Genomic DNA, 17,766 nt, shown 5'->3' on the forward strand with positions numbered 1-17,766 from the left:
CGATGATGACTAATTTGCTTCAATGTAACCATATCAGTAAAACCTTTACCGACGGTGAGCAACAGGTCAATGTGCTGCAGGACGTCAGTTTTTCACTTGCTGCTGGCGATATGATGGCAATTGTCGGGTCCTCGGGCTCAGGAAAAAGCACGCTGCTGCATATTCTCGGCAGTCTGGATACCGCGACAGCGGGCGAAGTGGTGATGCAGGGCCAGCCGTTGAGCAGTTTGAAAGAGCGTCAGCGAGCCAAATGGCGCAACCAGAAGCTCGGTTTTATTTACCAGTTTCATCATCTTCTCGGTGAATTTTCGGCGCTGGAAAATGTGGCGATGCCGTTGTTGATTGGTGGCATGAATCCAGCAAAGGCCAAACAACAGGCGGCTGAGCTGCTTGATCGCGTCGGCTTGGCGCATCGTATGACGCACGCGCCGGCAAAGCTATCCGGCGGCGAGCGACAGCGGGTTGCGATCGCCCGCGCCTTGGTCAATCAGCCGGCCCTGGTACTTGCGGATGAACCGACCGGAAATCTTGATGAAACCACCGCGGAAACCATTTACAGCCTGATGCTGGAACTCAATGAACAACTGAATACCGCATTCATTGTGGTCACCCATGACCAGCACCTGGCAAACCGGTTGCCGCGTCGCGCCATGCTGCATAACGGTCAGCTTGAGGAAACCCCACGATGAAGTTCGCTTTGCCCTGGTTGCTGGCACGGCGATTTCGTCGTAGCAAGCATAAAAACCGATTCGTAAATTTCATTTCGGCGTCCTCTACTGCAGGCATTGCGCTCGGCTGCGCCGCCCTGATTGTATTGCTTTCGGTCATGAATGGTTTTCAGAAAGCATTGGAAGAACAATTACTTAGCCTGGTGCCCCATGTTCAGTATGAAGCCGTGCGAGATGGCTTGCGTGACTGGCGCCAGGTGGTCGCAACCGCGGAAGAGCATCCGCGGGTGATTGCGGCCGCGCCGCGGGTACTGATTAATGGCATGATCCAACAGGGGCGGGGCTTCAAAGGGGTTACTGCGCAGGCTATCGACCCTGAGCTTGAGCCCCGTGTATCCGGGCTGACGGACTATATCAGCAGTGAGGACTGGCAACGATTTATCAGTCAACCGCAGGGCATTTTACTGGGCTACGGACTTGCTGAATCGTTGGACCTGAAAGTGGGAGACCGGGTTAATTTACTGGTCCCGCAAATTGATAGTGATCGTCAGAGTTTACGTGCTCCACGACGGCTTAGCCTGGAGCTTGCCGGAACCTACCGCCTGGGAGGCGAGCTCGATTACCAGCAAGCGTATTTGCATTTAGAAGAAGGGCGCAAAGCTATGGGCCTGAGTAGCGAAGCGAATAGCGTACGGTTGCGCCTCGACGATGTCTATCAGGCTCCGGTGGTGGCCAGTCAAATTGCTGCTCAATTGTCCGAATATGCGTATATCAACGACTGGACACGCACAGAGGGACATCTCTACCGTGACATCCAGCTGGTGCGTAGCGTAATGTATCTGGTACTGGTCCTGGTATTGGCAGTCGCCAGTTTTAACATCGTTTCGACCCTGGTGATGGTAGTTCAGGAAAAACGCTCGCAGATAGCCATTCTCAAGACCATGGGTGCAAATGACCAGATGATTATGCGCACGTTTGTCTTGCAGGGAACCTTAAATGGACTGATTGGGATCCTGATTGGTGCAGTGAGCGGCGTGCTCTTAGCATGGCAGTTGCCGACAATTTTAAAGATGCTGGAAAGCTGGTTCGCGTTTTCGCTGCTGGCGGACGATATTTACTTTGTCAGTTCTATTCCTATCGATGTGCAGTGGCTTGATGTGCTGCTGGTGGTAGGAGTCGCTCTGTTAACCAGTATGCTGGCAACCTTGTATCCGGCGTGGAAGGCGACCAAAGTAAATCCGGCACGAGCACTGGTAGGCGATTAACCTCTGCTGGGTCAGCTCTGCTTACTACTGCTCATTGCGCTGTTGCCGCTTACTGGCACGCAGGCGCTGGCGTTCGCGCCACGCTTTTATTGCCGCCTGGCGCCATAAAATCCGGATAGTAATAAACGCCGATAAACTGGCCAACCCGCCTAATAACAAGCAGCCGAGCAGGAAGGGTGGGACTACGGTACCCAGGCTGGCAGCGAACCAGGCGAGAGAGGGCTCAAACAGGAACGGCTCGGACGGACGGCCAAGAATGAGCGCCCCAAGCTGATACGACGCATAAAATAAGGGGGGCATGGTAATGGGATTAGATATCCAGACCAATGCCACCGACAGTGGAATGTTGGCGGAAAAGAAAATGGCCATTGCGGCGGCGATGATCATCTGAGCCGGGACAGGCAAAAAGGCGACGAACAAGCCGATGGCAAAAGCACGTGATGCCGAGCGTCGGTTAAGGTGCCATAAATTCGAGCGCTGTGCGACGCTACCAAACATGCGCACGGCTTTACTGCTGGCTATTTTCCTTGGGTCCGGCAAAAAGCGCTGAATTGTCTTTTTTGGCATGGATGCTGACACCTACAACAGGTAACTACTATGGATTGGTGGTTCACTGGCGTGCTGTTAGGCACGCTTTCATCAGCCTGGTTACAACCGGACTGGGCGCTATGGCCCTGGACCCTGCTTTCTATCGCTTTGTTCTGCTGGCTGAAATCACCACTGGTAGCAGTTTCCGGTAGCGAAACGCGTTACCCGGCTTGGTTACGTTCGCTTTTGATTGTGACACTCGGCCTATTGTGCGGTATCCAGTGGTCCTTAATCAATGGCAAAGCGGCGCAAAGCTGGAATTTACCTGTTAAAGATTATCGACAGCCACTTCCCATTGCCCTTCGTGTAGACAGCATAGTCGAAGAGAACGAGTTACGCTGGCGCTTTACGGGCCGTTTGCTACAAGGGCCCGCAGACTGGCCTCAGGCGCAACCGGGACCGCAGCCGAGGATACAACTCGACTGGTACGAGCCGCAGGGGCCTGTACCTCGGCTGGGTGAACTATGGCGCTTTGAGGTCCGCCTTCGACCGGCGGTCAGCAGCCTGAATCAGGGCGCTTTTAACTACCAGGCTTACCTTCTGCGACACGGCGTGCGGGCGACTGGTTATATTACCGCGGGTAACAGATTATCTGCCGCGAGTTCGATCAATGCACGTGCTCGTCAGTCTCTGTATGATCAGTTTTCAGCGCGTCGGAGTGAGCTTAACCATGCCGATATCCTGATGGCGCTGGTGCTCGCCGAGCGGCAATGGATTAGTCAACAGAAATGGCAGTTGCTGCAACAGACCGGCGTTGCGCATCTGATGGCGATCTCAGGTTTACACCTTAGCATGGTTTTTGGCTTCACCTTGTTACTGTCGCGCGGGATTCTGGGGTTTTGCCTCTACCGGCTACCGGGAGCTTTCTCAGCGCGGTTAAATATACTGTATCTGGCTTTGCTGACCGCGTGGTTGGCGGCGCTTGGCTATGCCATGTTGGCGGGATTTGCGGTCGCCACCTTACGAGCCTTATTGTTAATCAGCCTGATGATTGCGTTGCGACTTGGGGCCAAACGCCTCAGTAGCCTGAGGCTCTTGCTGCGTGCGGTGGTTCTACTGCTGATTTTTGACCCGCTGGCGTTTCTTGATGCGGGTTTCTGGCTGTCGGTGGGGGCGGTGGCCGCTATCTTTAGCTGGCTCTGGCGGCTGCCAGTTGCGCCTGTGCATGGCAGCCTGATTAGTCGATGGCGGCAGGGTCTGTTCCAGCTTAGTCGGCTTGAAGTGATGCTAACGCTTATGCTACTGCCGCTCTCGGTGGTGTTTTTTCAGGGGTTTTCCTGGCTGGCACCGCTGACCAATCTTCTAGTAGTGCCGGTTTTCAGTGTTGCTGTGCTGCCATTAACCTTACTTGCGGCACTGTTGTTTCCTCTGGCACCGACAATAGCGACGCTGTGCCTTCAGGTAAGCGATTGCATACTCCAGTTCGTATGGTCGCTGTTGACCTGGATACAACCCGCGGCGTGGTGGCCTTTGGCAATGCCGGGGCTGGCCACGTTGTTCCTTGCGGGGATACTCTGCCGCTACAGCCTGTGGTCTGGGCAATTACAACAACTTGTACTTGCTGCATGCCTGGCCAGTTTGCTGTTGCTATATGGGCGGTATAGCTGGTGGCGAGAGAGTGACCCCAGGTTATGGTTGCATATGCTGGATGTCGGGCAGGGCAGTGCGCTGGTCATTGAACGAGCGGGTCGGGCGATGCTGGTTGATAGTGGTCCCGGGTTTGGCATTGACGGGCATCTCAGCGACCGGGTTATTATTCCTTTCCTGCGTCGACGCGGTTTAACCCCTGATGTACTGGTACTAACCCACCGGCATCGCGATCATACTGGGGGTGCGCACGCATTGTTAGCCGCCTACCCGAAGATGACGGTGCTGGATACCGAAGGAGCATACTGGCCTTGCCAGTGGGGTCAGCAATGGCTTTGGCAAGATGTGCGTTTCATTGCGTTAGCGCCTCTGCCCGCGGCACCGGCTGATTTTTCCTACGGAGTTAACAACGAAAGCTGCGTTATTCAGCTTAGTTACCGGGGCACAAAGGTACTGTTACCCGGCGATATTGAACGAGTTGCCGAGTTTCGTCTGGTTCAGCGCTATGCTGACCGCTTACAAAGCGATGTGTTGTTGGTGCCTCATCATGGCTCAAACACCTCCAGTCATCATTTGTTTCTCGACGCGGTGAAACCACAGTGGGCATTGCTCAGTAGCGGTTATCTGAGTCGTTTTAATATGCCCCATGCGGACGTGCTTGAACGTTTTAATAACGCCGGGGTGGCGCTGTATAGCAGTGCTGAAGAGGGACAGGTCTCAATGCTTTGGCGGCCATCAGAAGGTCAGCCAGCGCAGTGGAAGGTCTACACATACCGTCAGCATTATGGACGTTTTTGGTTCAATCAATTACCTTGAGGTCCCTGGCGCTGGTCACATGGCCTACCTTTCAGGTAAAATGCCGCAGTCTTTTTTTATATATGGCAAATGCATGGATTCAAAAAAAGCAGTTCGACAACAAACATTCCGTCGCTTAGTAAAGTACCTGAGGCCGTACCGCCTGGCTTTTGCCGCAGCAGTTATCGGAATGATTGGGTATGCTGGCGTCGATACATTTTTCTTTTATCACATTGAAACCCTGATAGACGACGGTCTTGGTCAGAGTAACCCGACCATTCTTCTCTATGGTGCGTTATTTGTGCCTTTTGTGTTCCTGTTGCGGGGCTTCTTTAACTTTATTTCGACTTACTTTTTAAGTTATGTCGGCTTTCGTATTGTGACGGTTATGCGGCAGCAGCTGTTTGAACATCTGATGCGGGTACCGGTGTCCTATCACGATAAGGTCTCGACCGGCGAACTGATTTCAAAGATCACCTACGACACCCAGCAATTGGCTGAAGCATGCAGCAAAGCGTTATTGACGTTAATACGTGAAGGAGCCTTTGTCATTGGCCTGCTAGGCCTGATGATTTATCACAGCTGGCAGTTGTCGATTGTATTTCTGTTGATTGGGCCGCTAATTGGCAAAGTCGTGTCTGTGGTTTCACGTCGTTTCCGTCAGGTGAGTAGCCGTATTCAGACCGCGATGGGTAATGTAACCACTACTGCCGAACAGATGATCAACGGGCATCAGGTAGTGGTGATGTTCGAAGGGCAGAAGCGTGAAGCTGAGCGTTTCGATGAGATAAATAATGACACCCGTCAGCAGAATATGAAGCTGGTCAGCACCCGTGCTGTCAGTACCTCTGTTATTCAGCTAATTGCGTCGCTGAGCCTGTCGATGGTTCTGGTTATCGCCAGCTTACCCACCATGCTGGATGACCTCACGCCGGGTGCATTTACCGCCTTGCTGACCGCCATGATCATGTTGCTGCGTCCGCTTAAACAGCTGACCAACGTGAATGCAGATTTCCAGCGTGGTCTGGCGGCTGCGGCGAGTATTTTTGCGGTGCTCGATCAGAAAAAAGAAGTCGACACTGGCAAGCGGGTGCTGGACCGTGCGCAGGGTGAGATCCATTTCAAAGACGTCACCTTTAGCTACCCTGATACCGAAGAGCCAGCACTTAAGAATGTCAGCTTTTCGGTCAAGGCGGGCCATAGCGTGGCTTTGGTAGGGCGATCCGGCAGCGGTAAGTCGACCATTTCTTCATTGCTGACGCGTTTTTATGACTATGAGACAGGCAGTATTGAACTGGATGGCCATGATATCCGCGAGTACACCTTAAAATCACTGCGTCGCCAGTTCGCCGTGGTGTCGCAAAGTGTCACCCTGTTTAACGATACCATTGCCAATAATATTGCCTACGGGGCTGCTGGCAATGTCAGTAAAGAGCGTATCGAAGAAGCCGTGCGCCTGGCCTATGTCAACGAATTTACCGATAGTCTGCCGAACGGACTGGATACCATGGCGGGTGAGAATGGTGTCATGCTGTCCGGTGGACAACGGCAGCGTATTGCCATTGCCCGGGCGTTATTGCGGGATGCGCCAGTACTTATTCTGGATGAGGCAACCTCGGCGCTGGATACCGAATCAGAACGCCATATCCAACAGGCGCTGGACAACTTGCAGCAAAACAGAACCTCGCTGGTGATTGCGCATCGCCTGTCGACCATTGAGAATGCGGATGAAATACTAGTGATGGAACATGGCCGGGTGATCGAACGTGGTACCCATGATGATCTTGTGAGTCAGGGCGGCGCCTACGCTCAACTCCACAATATGCAGTTTGGTGGTTTGGAGTGAGTGAGAAGGTAAACCGGCTTTGGTATAAGCGACATTTAAGTCCGTGGTTGTGGTGGTGTATCCCGCTAACCTGGTTTTTTATCCTGGTAAGTGGATTACGCCGTTTGCTGTTCCGTTTGCGTCTCAGAAAGACGTATCAGGCCGATGTGCCGGTGATTGTGATTGGCAATATCAGCGTGGGGGGGACAGGTAAGACGCCCCTGACGATGGCTCTGGTGGAACTACTACAGGCGAATGGTTTCAAGCCTGGCATCGTGTCCCGCGGATATCGCGGCGAAGGACCCTTTCCGCAGCAGGTTAACGCTGACTCGAATCCGGCACAGGTGGGTGATGAACCTTATATGATGGCGGTTGTTACCGGGGTGCCGGTCGTGGTGGCGCCAAAACGTGCTGAGGCGGTAAAGATATTAACCGAGCAAAATGATGTCGATGTCGTTTTAAGTGATGACGGTTTACAACATTATCGTCTGGGCCGGGACATTGAGTTGGCTGTGGTTGACGCGGCACGCGGGCTGGGGAATGGATGGCGAATGCCATGCGGGCCTTTACGCGAAGGCTGGCGACGGCTGAAACGAGCCGACCATGTGCTGATTAACGGAGCAAAAGACACTGAGCATGCGGCTAAGGTGTTGCCTAAGCTGGCTAAACATAAGCCGCCAGTCGCTATGCAAATTGCCGCGCAGGGCTGGCGACGGGTCACTGATGGCAGTGAAATAGAAACCCCGGACGGTGAATCAGTGGTTGCTGTGGCAGGCATTGGTAATCCAAAGCGCTTTTTTAATTTGCTCAGTGGCGAAGGGCTGGACATCATGGAAACGCGGGTGTTTGATGATCACCATCATTTTAGTGCCAGTGATTTTTTCAATGTCAGTAACCTTTATCCGGTGGTAATGACCGAAAAAGACGCAGTGAAATGCCGCAGTTTTGCCCGACCGCATTGGTATTATCTGAAAGTGGCTGCGCAATTGCCTGAATCTTTTAATGCTGCGCTTATTCAACAGATACGAGGCCTTAACAATGACCATTAATGCGAATCTACTGGCTATTCTTGCCTGCCCATCCTGCAAAGGTAAACTGGTGTGGAATGCAGAGAAAACTGAGCTGGTGTGTCGTGGTGAGCAACTGGCGTACCCGGTGAACGAAGGGATCCCAGCCTTACTTGCCGACGCGGCGCGTTCACTGAACAGCGAAGAAATGAAGAAGGTAGATAGTTTATGAGTTTTACCGTAGTTATCCCGGCACGCTACGACTCGTCCAGGTTACCTGGCAAGCCGCTGGCTGAGATAGCAGGCAAGCCGATGATCCAGCATGTCTATGAACGGGCACTGGAAAGTGGTGCCGCGGAAGTGGTGGTCGCCACAGACGACCAGCGGATTAAAGAGGCGGTAAAAAGTTTCGGTGGTCACGCTATGATGACCTCCACCGAGCATCGCTCAGGGACCGAAAGACTGGCTGAAGTAATTGAGTTACTGGCGCTGGCCGATGACGAAGTGGTGGTCAATGTGCAGGGCGATGAGCCCCAGATCCCGCCTGAGATTATCCGGCAGGTGGCCGAGAACCTGGCTTCGCAGCGCAATGCGCCGATGGCGACACTGGCGGTACCGATGGAGTCGGTGGAAGATGTGTTTAACCCGAATACGGTCAAGGTAGTCCTCGATGGCAGTGGCTATGCGCTGTACTTTAGTCGTGCGCCTATCCCCTATGACCGTGAGCAGTTTATGGCGAAGCCGGACAGCAAGATTGAATTAGCGGACCATTACCTGCGCCATATTGGTATTTATGCCTATCGCGCTGGGTTTATTCATCGCTATGCGGAATGGGACGCAAGCCCGGTCGAGCAGCTTGAGTCACTGGAGCAATTGCGGGTGCTTTGGTACGGTGAACGTATTCATGTGGCCCAGGCGATCATTGAGCCACCGGCCGGGATCGATACCCCGGATGATCTTGAGCGTATCAGACAGACCTTCAGCAAATAGCCTCTTGGTCATAACGATTGCAATATGAAGCATAAAAAATGCCGCGCTCCATTGGAGTGCGGCATTTTTGTAGGGGTACCTTGCTAAATGGGCAGGCTAGCCCTGCATCGAATTATACTCGTCCTGCCAGAAAAACTTCTCTTCGCCGAATGCCGGTTTTAGATCGTTAAGCCAGGTCGCAGTTTCATCGAACTTAGCAAAGAACGGGCGTTGGACCCAGTCCGGATTGCGCGCCTGAATAAAACGCAGGACGAAGACTTTTTCGCCGTGAATTTCACTCACACCCTGAATTTCCACTTTGCCGGGGCCTGCCGACATGGATGGACCACGTACAGTGCGGGCAAGGCCTGAAACCTGTTTATACGCATCACGGAAAATTTCCCAGGTGCGATACAACGGCACTTCAAAATAGCGCTTAGCACCGGTGTCACGTTCAATGAACATGTAATAAGGAACCATTCCCAGACGAACCTGTTCCTGCCACATTTGCGCCCAGGCACCCGGGTCGTTATTCAGGTTATTAAGCAATGGCGCCTGGCAACGGATTTGCACACCGGTCGCACGCAGACGACGAATGGCTTCATGGCAGATTTCAGTCCCCATTTCCTGCGGGTGATTAAAATGCGCCATAAACGACACATGCTTGCCAGCTTTCACCAGTTTTTCCAGCAGTGCCAGCAGTTCTTCCGCATCGGGGTCAGTGACAAACCGGTATGGCCAGAAGGTCAGCGATTTACTACCAATACGGACCGTCTGCACATGATCGAAGCGTGATTCAGTGAGTGGCTCAAGGTATTCACGTAACTTTTTAGTCCGCATTACCATAGGGTCGCCGCCAGTCATCAGCAGGTCAGTGACTTCGTCGTGGGCAGCCAGGTAATTGTGCAACGACTCGGCGTCATTTGAATTCATCCGCATTGATTTGCCGACAAATTGCGCCCAGCGGAAGCAGAAGGTGCAGTAGGAATGACAGTACTGGCCCTGAGATGGGAAAAAGAGTACCGTTTCACGGTATTTGTGCTGCATACCGCGCAACGGTTCGCCGTCTATGGTCGGCACGTTCATTTCAACCTGACCAGCCGGGTGCGGATTCATTTCCGCGCGCAACTGTTCAGCCAGTTCGAAAATTTCCTGCGTGCTGCCGCCTTGTTTCATGAGATCCGCCATGCGGTCGTAGGCGCTTGGGTCGATCATTTCACGCTGCGGAAAAACCAGCTGAAAGACTGGGTCATTTGGAACTTTATCCCAGTCAATCAGTTCGTTGAACACGTATTCGTTGACCCGAAAAGGCAATACGTTGGCAACCACTTTCATTTCAAACAGCATCTCTTTTGGAATGTGCTGCAATGCCTCGATCTTGTCGAGCTGGCGATGCTGGTACACCTTAAATTTGCGCGGCAGAAATTGTGGCGGTTGGACGTTAACTACTTGCTGCATAAATGCTTATCTTCCCCGTTTTTCGTTCGCGTAAGCGAAAGGATGATCCCGATAAAGGCGGCATAGTATACAGCAAACCGACCAGCATATCAGCCTTTGGCCGAAGCCCGTGCTCGCATTGAGCTAGCGCTGTATCGGACTACATTAATCCAGTGCGCGCGCCAGACTAAAAGTCGATGATAGGCGTGTGGCACGAAGTACAGACTGGTGAAGGTCGAAAACAGTAAGCCACTGATAATCGCGATGGCCATCGGCGCATAGGGTGGTCCGTCGCCACCGATTTGGGTAGTGCCCAGAGCCAGCGGCAGTAACCCTAACACCGTGGTACTGACCGTCATCATGATCGGGCGCACCCGCTGGTCTGCCGCAGCCATGATTGCATCTTCCAGTGCCAATTCAGGATAGAGCTGATTGATCCGGTCGACCAGCACAATACCGTTGTTAACCACCACACCCATTAAGATCAGCATGCCGATCATGACCATCATGTCGAGGGATGTCGAGGTTATCCATAGCCCCCAGAATACTCCCGCTATGGCCAGCAACAACGAGCCAATCACCGCGTTGGGCAGCAGCAATGATTCAAACAAGGCCGCCATCACCAAATAAATCAGGCACAGCGCGAGTAGCATATTGACCTGCATAACACTGCTGGTTTCTTCGAAATTACGAAATCCACCGTCCAGACTCCAGCGATAGCCATCTGGCAGGTGTACCTGTTCCAGCACCTCCGTTAACGCAACACTCGCCTCCTGCATAGTCATCTCATTGAGGTTGGCACCAATGCGGACTGCCGTTTCCCGGTTCACCCGTCGGATGTCGGTAAGCCTGGGTTGCAGTTCGATGTCGGCGACCTGTTGCAGGGTAATCGGCTGGCCCTGGTATTGATGCACCACCAGTTCGCGAATGGCGCTGAGTGAGGTCTCAAGTTCGCGGTCATAGGTGAGGCGGATCCGCAGCTCACCGCTGGGGTCGTGACGAAACGAGCGCAACTGATCGCCTCTCAGTGCTGTGCTTAAAATGGCAGCCACCTCCTGGCTGGTAAGCCCCAGGCGGTGTAGCTGCGCGGCCTGTAATCTGATTTGCAGTTCCTGCTGAGTACTTTCAGCCTCGGAGCGCACGTCGGTAAGCCCCTCGATGCCGGCCAGTAAAGGAATCAGCTCGTCCGCCAGCGTTTGCAGTGTTGAAGTCGACGCTCCGGTCAGGGTGACACGGACTCCCTGATTGTTACCTTGCCAGCCAAACTGCGGTTCGCTGCGGACCAATAGCGGCCAGTTTTCGCGCACCCGATTTTGGATCTCAGCCACTGACTGGCTTCGCTCCGGGTTTAGTAACAGCATCGAAAACGCATGGTTGGTCGCGAAGTAGGAATAAACATGGTCGATTTCAAATGCCTCTTTATGCTCGTATAGATAGGCCTCCATGCGCGCAACTTCCTGGCGGATTTCGTCAAGCCGGTACTGCCCGTTGAGATGGTAGTTGAGAATAAGGCGGTCATTGTAGGCGACATCTGCCTGGTCACTACTGGTCTGGCTGAAAGGAAACAGGCTGGCAAGCAGAACGAGCAGCATTGCGAGGCTGGTTACTTTTGGATGACGCTGACTCCAGCGCAGGGTCGACAAATAAAATGCCTTGATCCGGGCTTTACGGGGCTTTTCCTGCATAAGTCGCGAAGGAAGGCGACTAATTAGTAAAGGAATTAATGTCTGCGAAACCAGGAGTGATGCCAGCAATGATATGCAAATGGCCACTGCAACATGTTCAAGAAGTACGGTGATTTCTATTTTGGCACCGAATACAGTGGGTAAAAAGACAATAGCAGTGGTCAGGGTGCCCGCAATCACGGCCAGGGCAACTTTGCTGATGCCACGCTCGGCGTCACCTTCCTGTTGAATACTTTCAGTGACCACCACGGCGTTGTCGACCAGCATACCAACCGCCAGCATCAGTCCCATCATCGACAGGATATTCAGGCTATAGCCAAGCAAGTACATCGCGGCGAGGGTTAGAAAGATGGCGACCGGCACAGAGACCACAACGATCAGGGTGGTAATGGCATGACGCAGATAGGCGTAGAGTACGATAATTGACAACAAAGCGCCGAGCAATCCGGCCCACAGCAAATCATTGAGTGACGATTTAACGCTCGCGGCGGTGTCATCCATCAGCATCAGGTCAATATTGGCAAACTCAGGGTGCTGGCGCGCGGCTTCAACGACTTCCAGAGCGCGTGCAGACACGTCCACCAGATTCGCGGTCGATTCCTTGTACACGTTCATGCCAATTGCATAGGACTGATTAAAATGGCGGCCATCGCGACGACGGGGTAACTCGTAGTCGACATCGGCGACATCACTCAGGCGCAACTGAGAGGTTAACTGCAGTGCTCCAATGTCGTCGAGAGACTCGAACTGGCCAACCGGATTGACCAGTATCCGCTGCTGATCGTCGTCAAGATAGCCAGCGGTCAGAGTGAAATTGGCTTGTTGCAGGCGCTGGCGCAGCAACGCGGGGTCCACGTTCAAAGCCGCCATGTCGTCCCGGCGCAGACGGATAACAATATCCCGTTTGTCGACACCATAGAGCTCAACCCGGGAGACGCCAGCAACTCGCTCCATCGGTCGCTTCAGTGTGCGCTCGAGCAGATCCCAGGCGTACTGCAGGTCGATCTCGCTGCTGATGCGGAGCTGAAACACCGGCATGTCGTCGGTACTGAACTGAAAGACAAACACGCGCTCGACGTCAGCAGGTAACAGGTGACGCACACTGTCAATCTGCTCCCGGACTTCAATATTGCGGGCATTAATATTTTCGTCCCAACGGAAGTCGAGCACGATATCGGTGCCGTTTTCGCGCGAAAAGGAGCGCATTTCGACAATACCGCTCATGCCAGCCAGGGCTTCTTCGAGGGGGCGGGTAATGAGTCGTTCAACCTCCGCCGGGGAGGCATCCGGGTAGGGCACCTGAACCATAATCTGCGGAATGTCGACACCAGGAAATTTTTCCAATGGCAGCAGCCGGGTTGCCAGCATTCCGAGCACCAGCATGCTGAAAAACACCATGCAAACGGTGACCGGGCGACGTAGTGCCCAACGGGTTAAGGCTGCTGACGCTGAGTTAGTGGATGACATCGTATTGCTCCCCGGTAGAGAATGACTTGCGGTCAAAAATCGCATAGAGCACCGGAATAAAAACCAGGGTCAGGATGCTGGCGAAGAGCAACCCAAAAATAACAGTAACAGCCATGGGACTGCGCATTTCCGACCCCTCACCGGCACCGAGTGCGAGTGGTAACAAACCCAGAATGGTGGTTAAGGTGGTCATCATGATCGGGCGTAATCGTTGTTCCCCCGCTTGCTGGATAGCGGCCAGCCGGGCCACCCCCTGAGCACGCAACTGATTAATGCGGTCCACCAGGACGATGGCGTTGTTAACTACAATGCCGGCCAGCATGATCAAGCCAATAAAGACCACCACACTCAGATAGGTCCCGGTGAGCCATAAGCCCAGCACGGAGCCTGCCGCGGCTAAAGGCACACTGAACATGATTAACAGGGGGTGAGCAAAACTTTCAAACTGAGAAGCCATGACCAGATACACCAGAAACACAGCCAGAGCCAAGGCCAGCATCAGGGATTTGTAAGCCTGTTGCTGACTTTCACTCTGTCCGCCTAAACGAGCGTCAACACCAGCAGGTAAGGTCAGCTCGCTCAGTATCTGTTGAATGCGCTCACTGGCCTGGCCTAAATCGCCACTGCTCAGGCTAGCGCTGATCAGGGCAACGCGTTGCTGGGCAACCCGGGTGATTTCGCCCGGCCCTGTGCTTTGGGTAATATCGGCCACCGCGCGCAGGGGTAACTCGCGCTCAGCACCGGGGTTAATAATTAAGTTCTCGATAGCCTCGAGGCTGGTTCTGTCCTGTTCGGCCAGCCGCACCCGGATATCAATCTGGCGGTCATCCAGGTTGTATTGGGTGGCAACCCGGCCGCCTACTTGTAGCGCTAGCAATTCTGCGACCTGCGCGGCAGTCAATCCAACCTGACTGAGTCGGGCATGGTCAAAGTGGACTTCCAGCTCGGGCTGACCCGGGCGCAGGGTGGTTTGAATATCGCTGAACTGGGCATGGCTGCTCAGTGCCTCGCGCACCTGGTCGCTGGCTTGTGCCAGTTGTGACAGATTGTAACCGGACAATTCAATCACCAGCGGCTGTTCAATAGTAAAGAGTTCCGGTTGTGCAATGCGTCCGCTGACCCCGGGGTGGCGTTGCAGCGCCTCGCGCAGTTGCTGCTGAATATGCTGCTGCGCATCAGCCGCGGCGTCAGCTTGCAGGACCACTTGCAAACGACCCCAGTAGTCGCCACCCTGACTTGCATCAGGGTTCAGCAGACTGCCGATCCCGGCAATGCTATAGCTGTAGGCGATAGCGGGATCTGTGAGTTGCTCTTGCAAACTGGTCAGCACCGCATCTGTTTGGCTGATATGGCTACCGTGAGGAAGCTCGATATCAAAGTAGAATTCATGTTGTGCCATGTCGGGCATCAGTTCACTACCCAGTCTTGGCGTTAAAGCCAGGCAAAGACCAGCAACCAGTGCAATCAGGGCGGCAACCGACTTTGGTCGGTTCAGGCTCGAACGTAGAATTGATTGGTAGCGGCTACTGCAAGCGTTAAACAGGTAATTGAAAGCCGCTAACAGGGGCTTGACCAATGCCTGGCTCAGGGCTGTTATGCCGCGACCAATAAAGCGCAGCGCTGCAATACAATAGACTGGCAACCAGAAACTAACTAGTCGCCATGGCAGGGTCAGCAACAGATAAGGTAGCCAGCGCCAGCCTCGTGGCCGTTTCACTGAAGCAGGGTCTGAGAAGCCAGCAGTCCCGGTGCTGCCTGGCTGGCGTGATGCAAGCATGGGAATCAGCGTGAGGGCTACCAATAATGAAGCGGCAAGGGCAAATGTAACCGTTAACGCCTGATCACGGAACAACTGGCCAGCAAGACCGACAACAAAAATTAACGGCACAAATACAGCCAGGGTGGTTAGTGTCGAGGCGGTAATGGCGGCGCTTACTTCGCGGGTGCCCTGATCAGCGGCCTGCTCGACACCGTCGCCGGCATCGCGGCGACGGGCAATATTTTCAAGTACCACAATGGCGTTGTCGACCAGAAGTCCAACCGCCAGTGCTATCCCCCCGAGCGACATAATATTGAGACTGACACTGGCCGCATGCATAAGCATAAACGCGGCAATAACCGACACCGGAATAGCCAGCGAGACAATTATAGTCGGCCATAGCCGTTGCAGGAAAAAGTAGATAACCAGCATCGCCAGAACGCCGCCAATCAGGGCATTATTCTTCACTTCGCTGACCGCACTTTCAATGAATGTTGACTGATCACTCACCAGTGTGAGCTGGTAGCCACGGGGTAACTCCTGATTGATCAGGTCGAGACGCTGGCGCACAGAGCTTGCCACCGCAACAGTATTGGCATCGCCTTCTTTGTAGAGTGATACTTCAACCGATTCGACTCCGTTAAGCCGGGTGATCGAGGTGCGATCTTTCGCCCCTGCGCTAACACTGGCGATATCTTTTAGTTGTATCAGACGGCCGTTGCGTGATGCGATATAGAGCGATTCAATTTCTTCCAGACTACGGAACTGATTGAGTGTCCGCACCAGATAGTCATAGCGTTCAGTTTCGACCCGTCCACCAGCCTGATTCAGGTTCTCTTCGCGCAAGCGGCGAACCAGCGTATTCATATCGATATCCAGGCGGGCCATCGCAGCCTGATCAACCTGGACCTGAATCTCGTCCTCAAGACCACCGCCAAAACGCACGGACGCCACGCCAGGAGTCGATTCGAGCAAGCGTTTGAGATCGTCGTCAGCAAAGGTGCGTAACGCGCGAAGTTGCTCGTTGGACGCGTTTTCCTGCTGCGCCGGGGGTAGGGATAAGGCCAGCCTCATGATCGGGTCCATAGCCGGGTTAAGGCGCAGAATAATGGGACTGGGGGCGTCCAGCGGCAACTGCACCATGTCCAGTTTCTCGCGCACATCAAGACCTGCCATATCCATGTCAGTGCCCCAGGCAAACTGCAGAACGACGTCGGACTGGCCGGCGCGGGCGATGGACGTTATGTCACTGATGCCACGAACGGTGCCGAGACTTTCTTCAATAGGGCGGTTGATTAGCTGTTCAATTTCGGCGGGTGCGGCGCCAGGGTAGTCAGTGCGTACGGTCAGGGTCGGGTAACTTAAATCGGGTAGTAACGTCACCGCCAGCCGTGACAGACTAACCATTCCAAAAAGCACTACTGCAACCGTAAACATGGCGATAGTGACAGGTCGCTTCACTGCGACGGATACCAGGCTCATAGATTTACACTCACGATGCGGCTGTTGTCAGTTAAGTTGGTTTGGCCGGTGACTACCACCTGGCTGCCGGCGGCGAGACCATCTGTAATTTCGACCCATTCGCCGTCACGTAACCCCGGGGTTACCTGACGACGTTTGGCAAGGCCGTCTTCCATAACATAGACGTAGCTTTGACTGTCGAGCCGCAGCAGAGCGTAATGAGGGATGCGCAAGGTGTCGTCGTGCTGTGCATAGTTGATTTGCGCCCGCGCGAACATACCGCTTTTTAACTGATGCTCAGGGTTATTAATTTGTACCGTAACGCGAAATGTTCCGGCGACACTGTCCACCGCGGGGCTGATCCGGGCGACTTCACCAGTCACAGTGTCAGCGATACCCTGAAGCTGCAGTTCCACCCGCTGGCCACTACGGACCTTGGCCAGGTCGCGTTCAGGTACATGCAAAGTAGTTTCAAGCAGATCTAAATCAATAATATTGAACAGGCTGTGACGTTCATGCTGCTGAATCAGGTTCCCTGTTTTCGCATACCGGTTTGCGATATAGCCACTAATGGGCGCGCGAATGGTGGCAGATTCGAGATCAATTTCGGTCAGTCGCAGGCGAGCTTTCAATGTATCCCGATTGGCCTGCAAACGTTCTACCGCATCGGCACTGGCCAATTGCTGTTGCGCCATCTGCTGCAATCGCGCTAATTCCTGCTCTACTCCACGTAGCTCGGCTGCAGCCTGCAGTCGAGCCTGTTCAAAGCGTTCGCTTTCCAGCGTCGCCAGGATCTGGCCACGTTCTACAAAGTCACCTTCTTCGACCAGAATCTCTTCAATCACACCATTTACCCGTGCAACCACATCGGCTTCTTCGCGGGCTTCAAGTACCCCCGTTGTTGAAAAGCGGGCATACAGGGTTGCGCGGTCAACTTCATGGGTTTCGACTGGCAGTGCGGGGGTCTGCTGTTCGCTGTCGACGTCGGCCGCGGTAGACGCATCAGAATTCTGACAGGCGCTGAGAAGGGGCAGGCAAAACGCCAGTAATAGGGTTGGTAGTGGATAAGCTCGCATGGGAGGCTCCTGATAATCGGTTGTTGTTGACTTATTAACAACAAGAGCAAACCTTATGCCAGCCCGTAAATTTAAATTTTTTACTTATAAAACAAACAGATATATCACGTCATCAGGAGTGGGGCGACTACATGGCTAACGAAATTTTAGCGAGAATAACCAACAATTAGTCAGCCA

General features: G+C 53.7%; 12 protein-coding genes. 7 read left to right on the forward strand and 5 right to left on the reverse strand.

The annotated features are described in order from the left end of the window. Window positions 1–2 precede the first annotated feature (2 nt). Together lolD and CWE12_RS00210 are read left to right on the forward strand one after the other, a co-directional pair. The gene (lolD, locus tag CWE12_RS00205; protein ID WP_198675656.1) at window positions 3–689 is read left to right on the forward strand and encodes a lipoprotein-releasing ABC transporter ATP-binding protein LolD; all 687 of its coding nucleotides are present in this window, start codon (window positions 3–5) and stop codon (window positions 687–689) included. After that, complete coding sequence (locus CWE12_RS00210) at window positions 686–1,933, forward strand: lipoprotein-releasing ABC transporter permease subunit (protein ID WP_126787573.1); 1,248 nt, start codon at window positions 686–688, stop codon at window positions 1,931–1,933. Before lolD ends, CWE12_RS00210 begins: the two co-directional genes overlap by 4 nt. A 24-nt stretch (window positions 1,934–1,957) precedes the next feature. Here the strand turns inward: CWE12_RS00210 and CWE12_RS00215 are convergent, their stop codons facing one another. Then, window positions 1,958–2,500, reverse strand: a complete 543-nt coding sequence (locus CWE12_RS00215; protein WP_126787574.1) for a DUF2062 domain-containing protein — start codon at window positions 2,498–2,500, stop codon at window positions 1,958–1,960. Window positions 2,501–2,530: 30 nt separating this feature from the next. Here CWE12_RS00215 and CWE12_RS00220 point away from each other — a divergent pair, with 30 nt between their 5' ends. The 5 genes from CWE12_RS00220 (at window position 2,531) to kdsB (ending at window position 8,725) form a co-directional block, all read left to right on the forward strand. Then, on the forward strand, window positions 2,531–4,924 hold the full coding sequence (locus CWE12_RS00220) for a DNA internalization-related competence protein ComEC/Rec2 (protein ID WP_126787575.1): 2,394 nt from the start codon (window positions 2,531–2,533) through the stop codon (window positions 4,922–4,924). Window positions 4,925–4,997: 73 nt separating this feature from the next. Beyond that, window positions 4,998–6,749: a lipid A export permease/ATP-binding protein MsbA gene (gene msbA, locus CWE12_RS00225; protein WP_126787576.1), complete on the forward strand. Its 1,752-nt coding sequence runs from the start codon at window positions 4,998–5,000 to the stop codon at window positions 6,747–6,749. Continuing rightward, window positions 6,746–7,777: a tetraacyldisaccharide 4'-kinase gene (lpxK, locus tag CWE12_RS00230; RefSeq protein ID WP_126787577.1), complete on the forward strand. Its 1,032-nt coding sequence runs from the start codon at window positions 6,746–6,748 to the stop codon at window positions 7,775–7,777. The genes msbA and lpxK overlap by 4 nt, the downstream gene beginning before the upstream one ends. Continuing rightward, window positions 7,767–7,967 carry a Trm112 family protein gene (locus CWE12_RS00235; RefSeq protein WP_126787578.1) on the forward strand — a complete coding sequence of 67 codons (201 nt, stop codon included), beginning with the start codon at window positions 7,767–7,769 and terminating at the stop codon, window positions 7,965–7,967. The genes lpxK and CWE12_RS00235 overlap by 11 nt, the downstream gene beginning before the upstream one ends. Beyond that, window positions 7,964–8,725, forward strand: a complete 762-nt coding sequence (kdsB, locus tag CWE12_RS00240) for a 3-deoxy-manno-octulosonate cytidylyltransferase (RefSeq protein ID WP_126787579.1) — start codon at window positions 7,964–7,966, stop codon at window positions 8,723–8,725. Before CWE12_RS00235 ends, kdsB begins: the two co-directional genes overlap by 4 nt. 96 nt (window positions 8,726–8,821) lie before the next feature. Here the strand turns inward: kdsB and CWE12_RS00245 are convergent, their stop codons facing one another. From CWE12_RS00245 to CWE12_RS00260, 4 genes are all read right to left on the reverse strand, one after another. Then, entirely contained in the window at window positions 8,822–10,162 is a 1,341-nt protein-coding gene (locus CWE12_RS00245) for a KamA family radical SAM protein (protein ID WP_126787580.1), read from the reverse strand. Between the two features lie 89 nt (window positions 10,163–10,251). Beyond that, window positions 10,252–13,293 (reverse strand): efflux RND transporter permease subunit, encoded by a 3,042-nt coding sequence (locus CWE12_RS00250; protein ID WP_126787581.1) that lies wholly within the window; start codon window positions 13,291–13,293, stop codon window positions 10,252–10,254. After that, window positions 13,280–16,534 (reverse strand): efflux RND transporter permease subunit, encoded by a 3,255-nt coding sequence (locus CWE12_RS00255; protein ID WP_126787582.1) that lies wholly within the window; start codon window positions 16,532–16,534, stop codon window positions 13,280–13,282. The genes CWE12_RS00250 and CWE12_RS00255 overlap by 14 nt, the downstream gene beginning before the upstream one ends. Beyond that, entirely contained in the window at window positions 16,531–17,589 is a 1,059-nt protein-coding gene (locus tag CWE12_RS00260; protein WP_126787583.1) for an efflux RND transporter periplasmic adaptor subunit, read from the reverse strand. Before CWE12_RS00260 ends, CWE12_RS00255 begins: the two co-directional genes overlap by 4 nt. Window positions 17,590–17,766 lie beyond the last annotated feature (177 nt).

This window comes from Aliidiomarina sedimenti (genome assembly GCF_003986955.1).
Taxonomy (GTDB): Bacteria; Pseudomonadota; Gammaproteobacteria; order Enterobacterales; family Alteromonadaceae; genus Aliidiomarina; species Aliidiomarina sedimenti.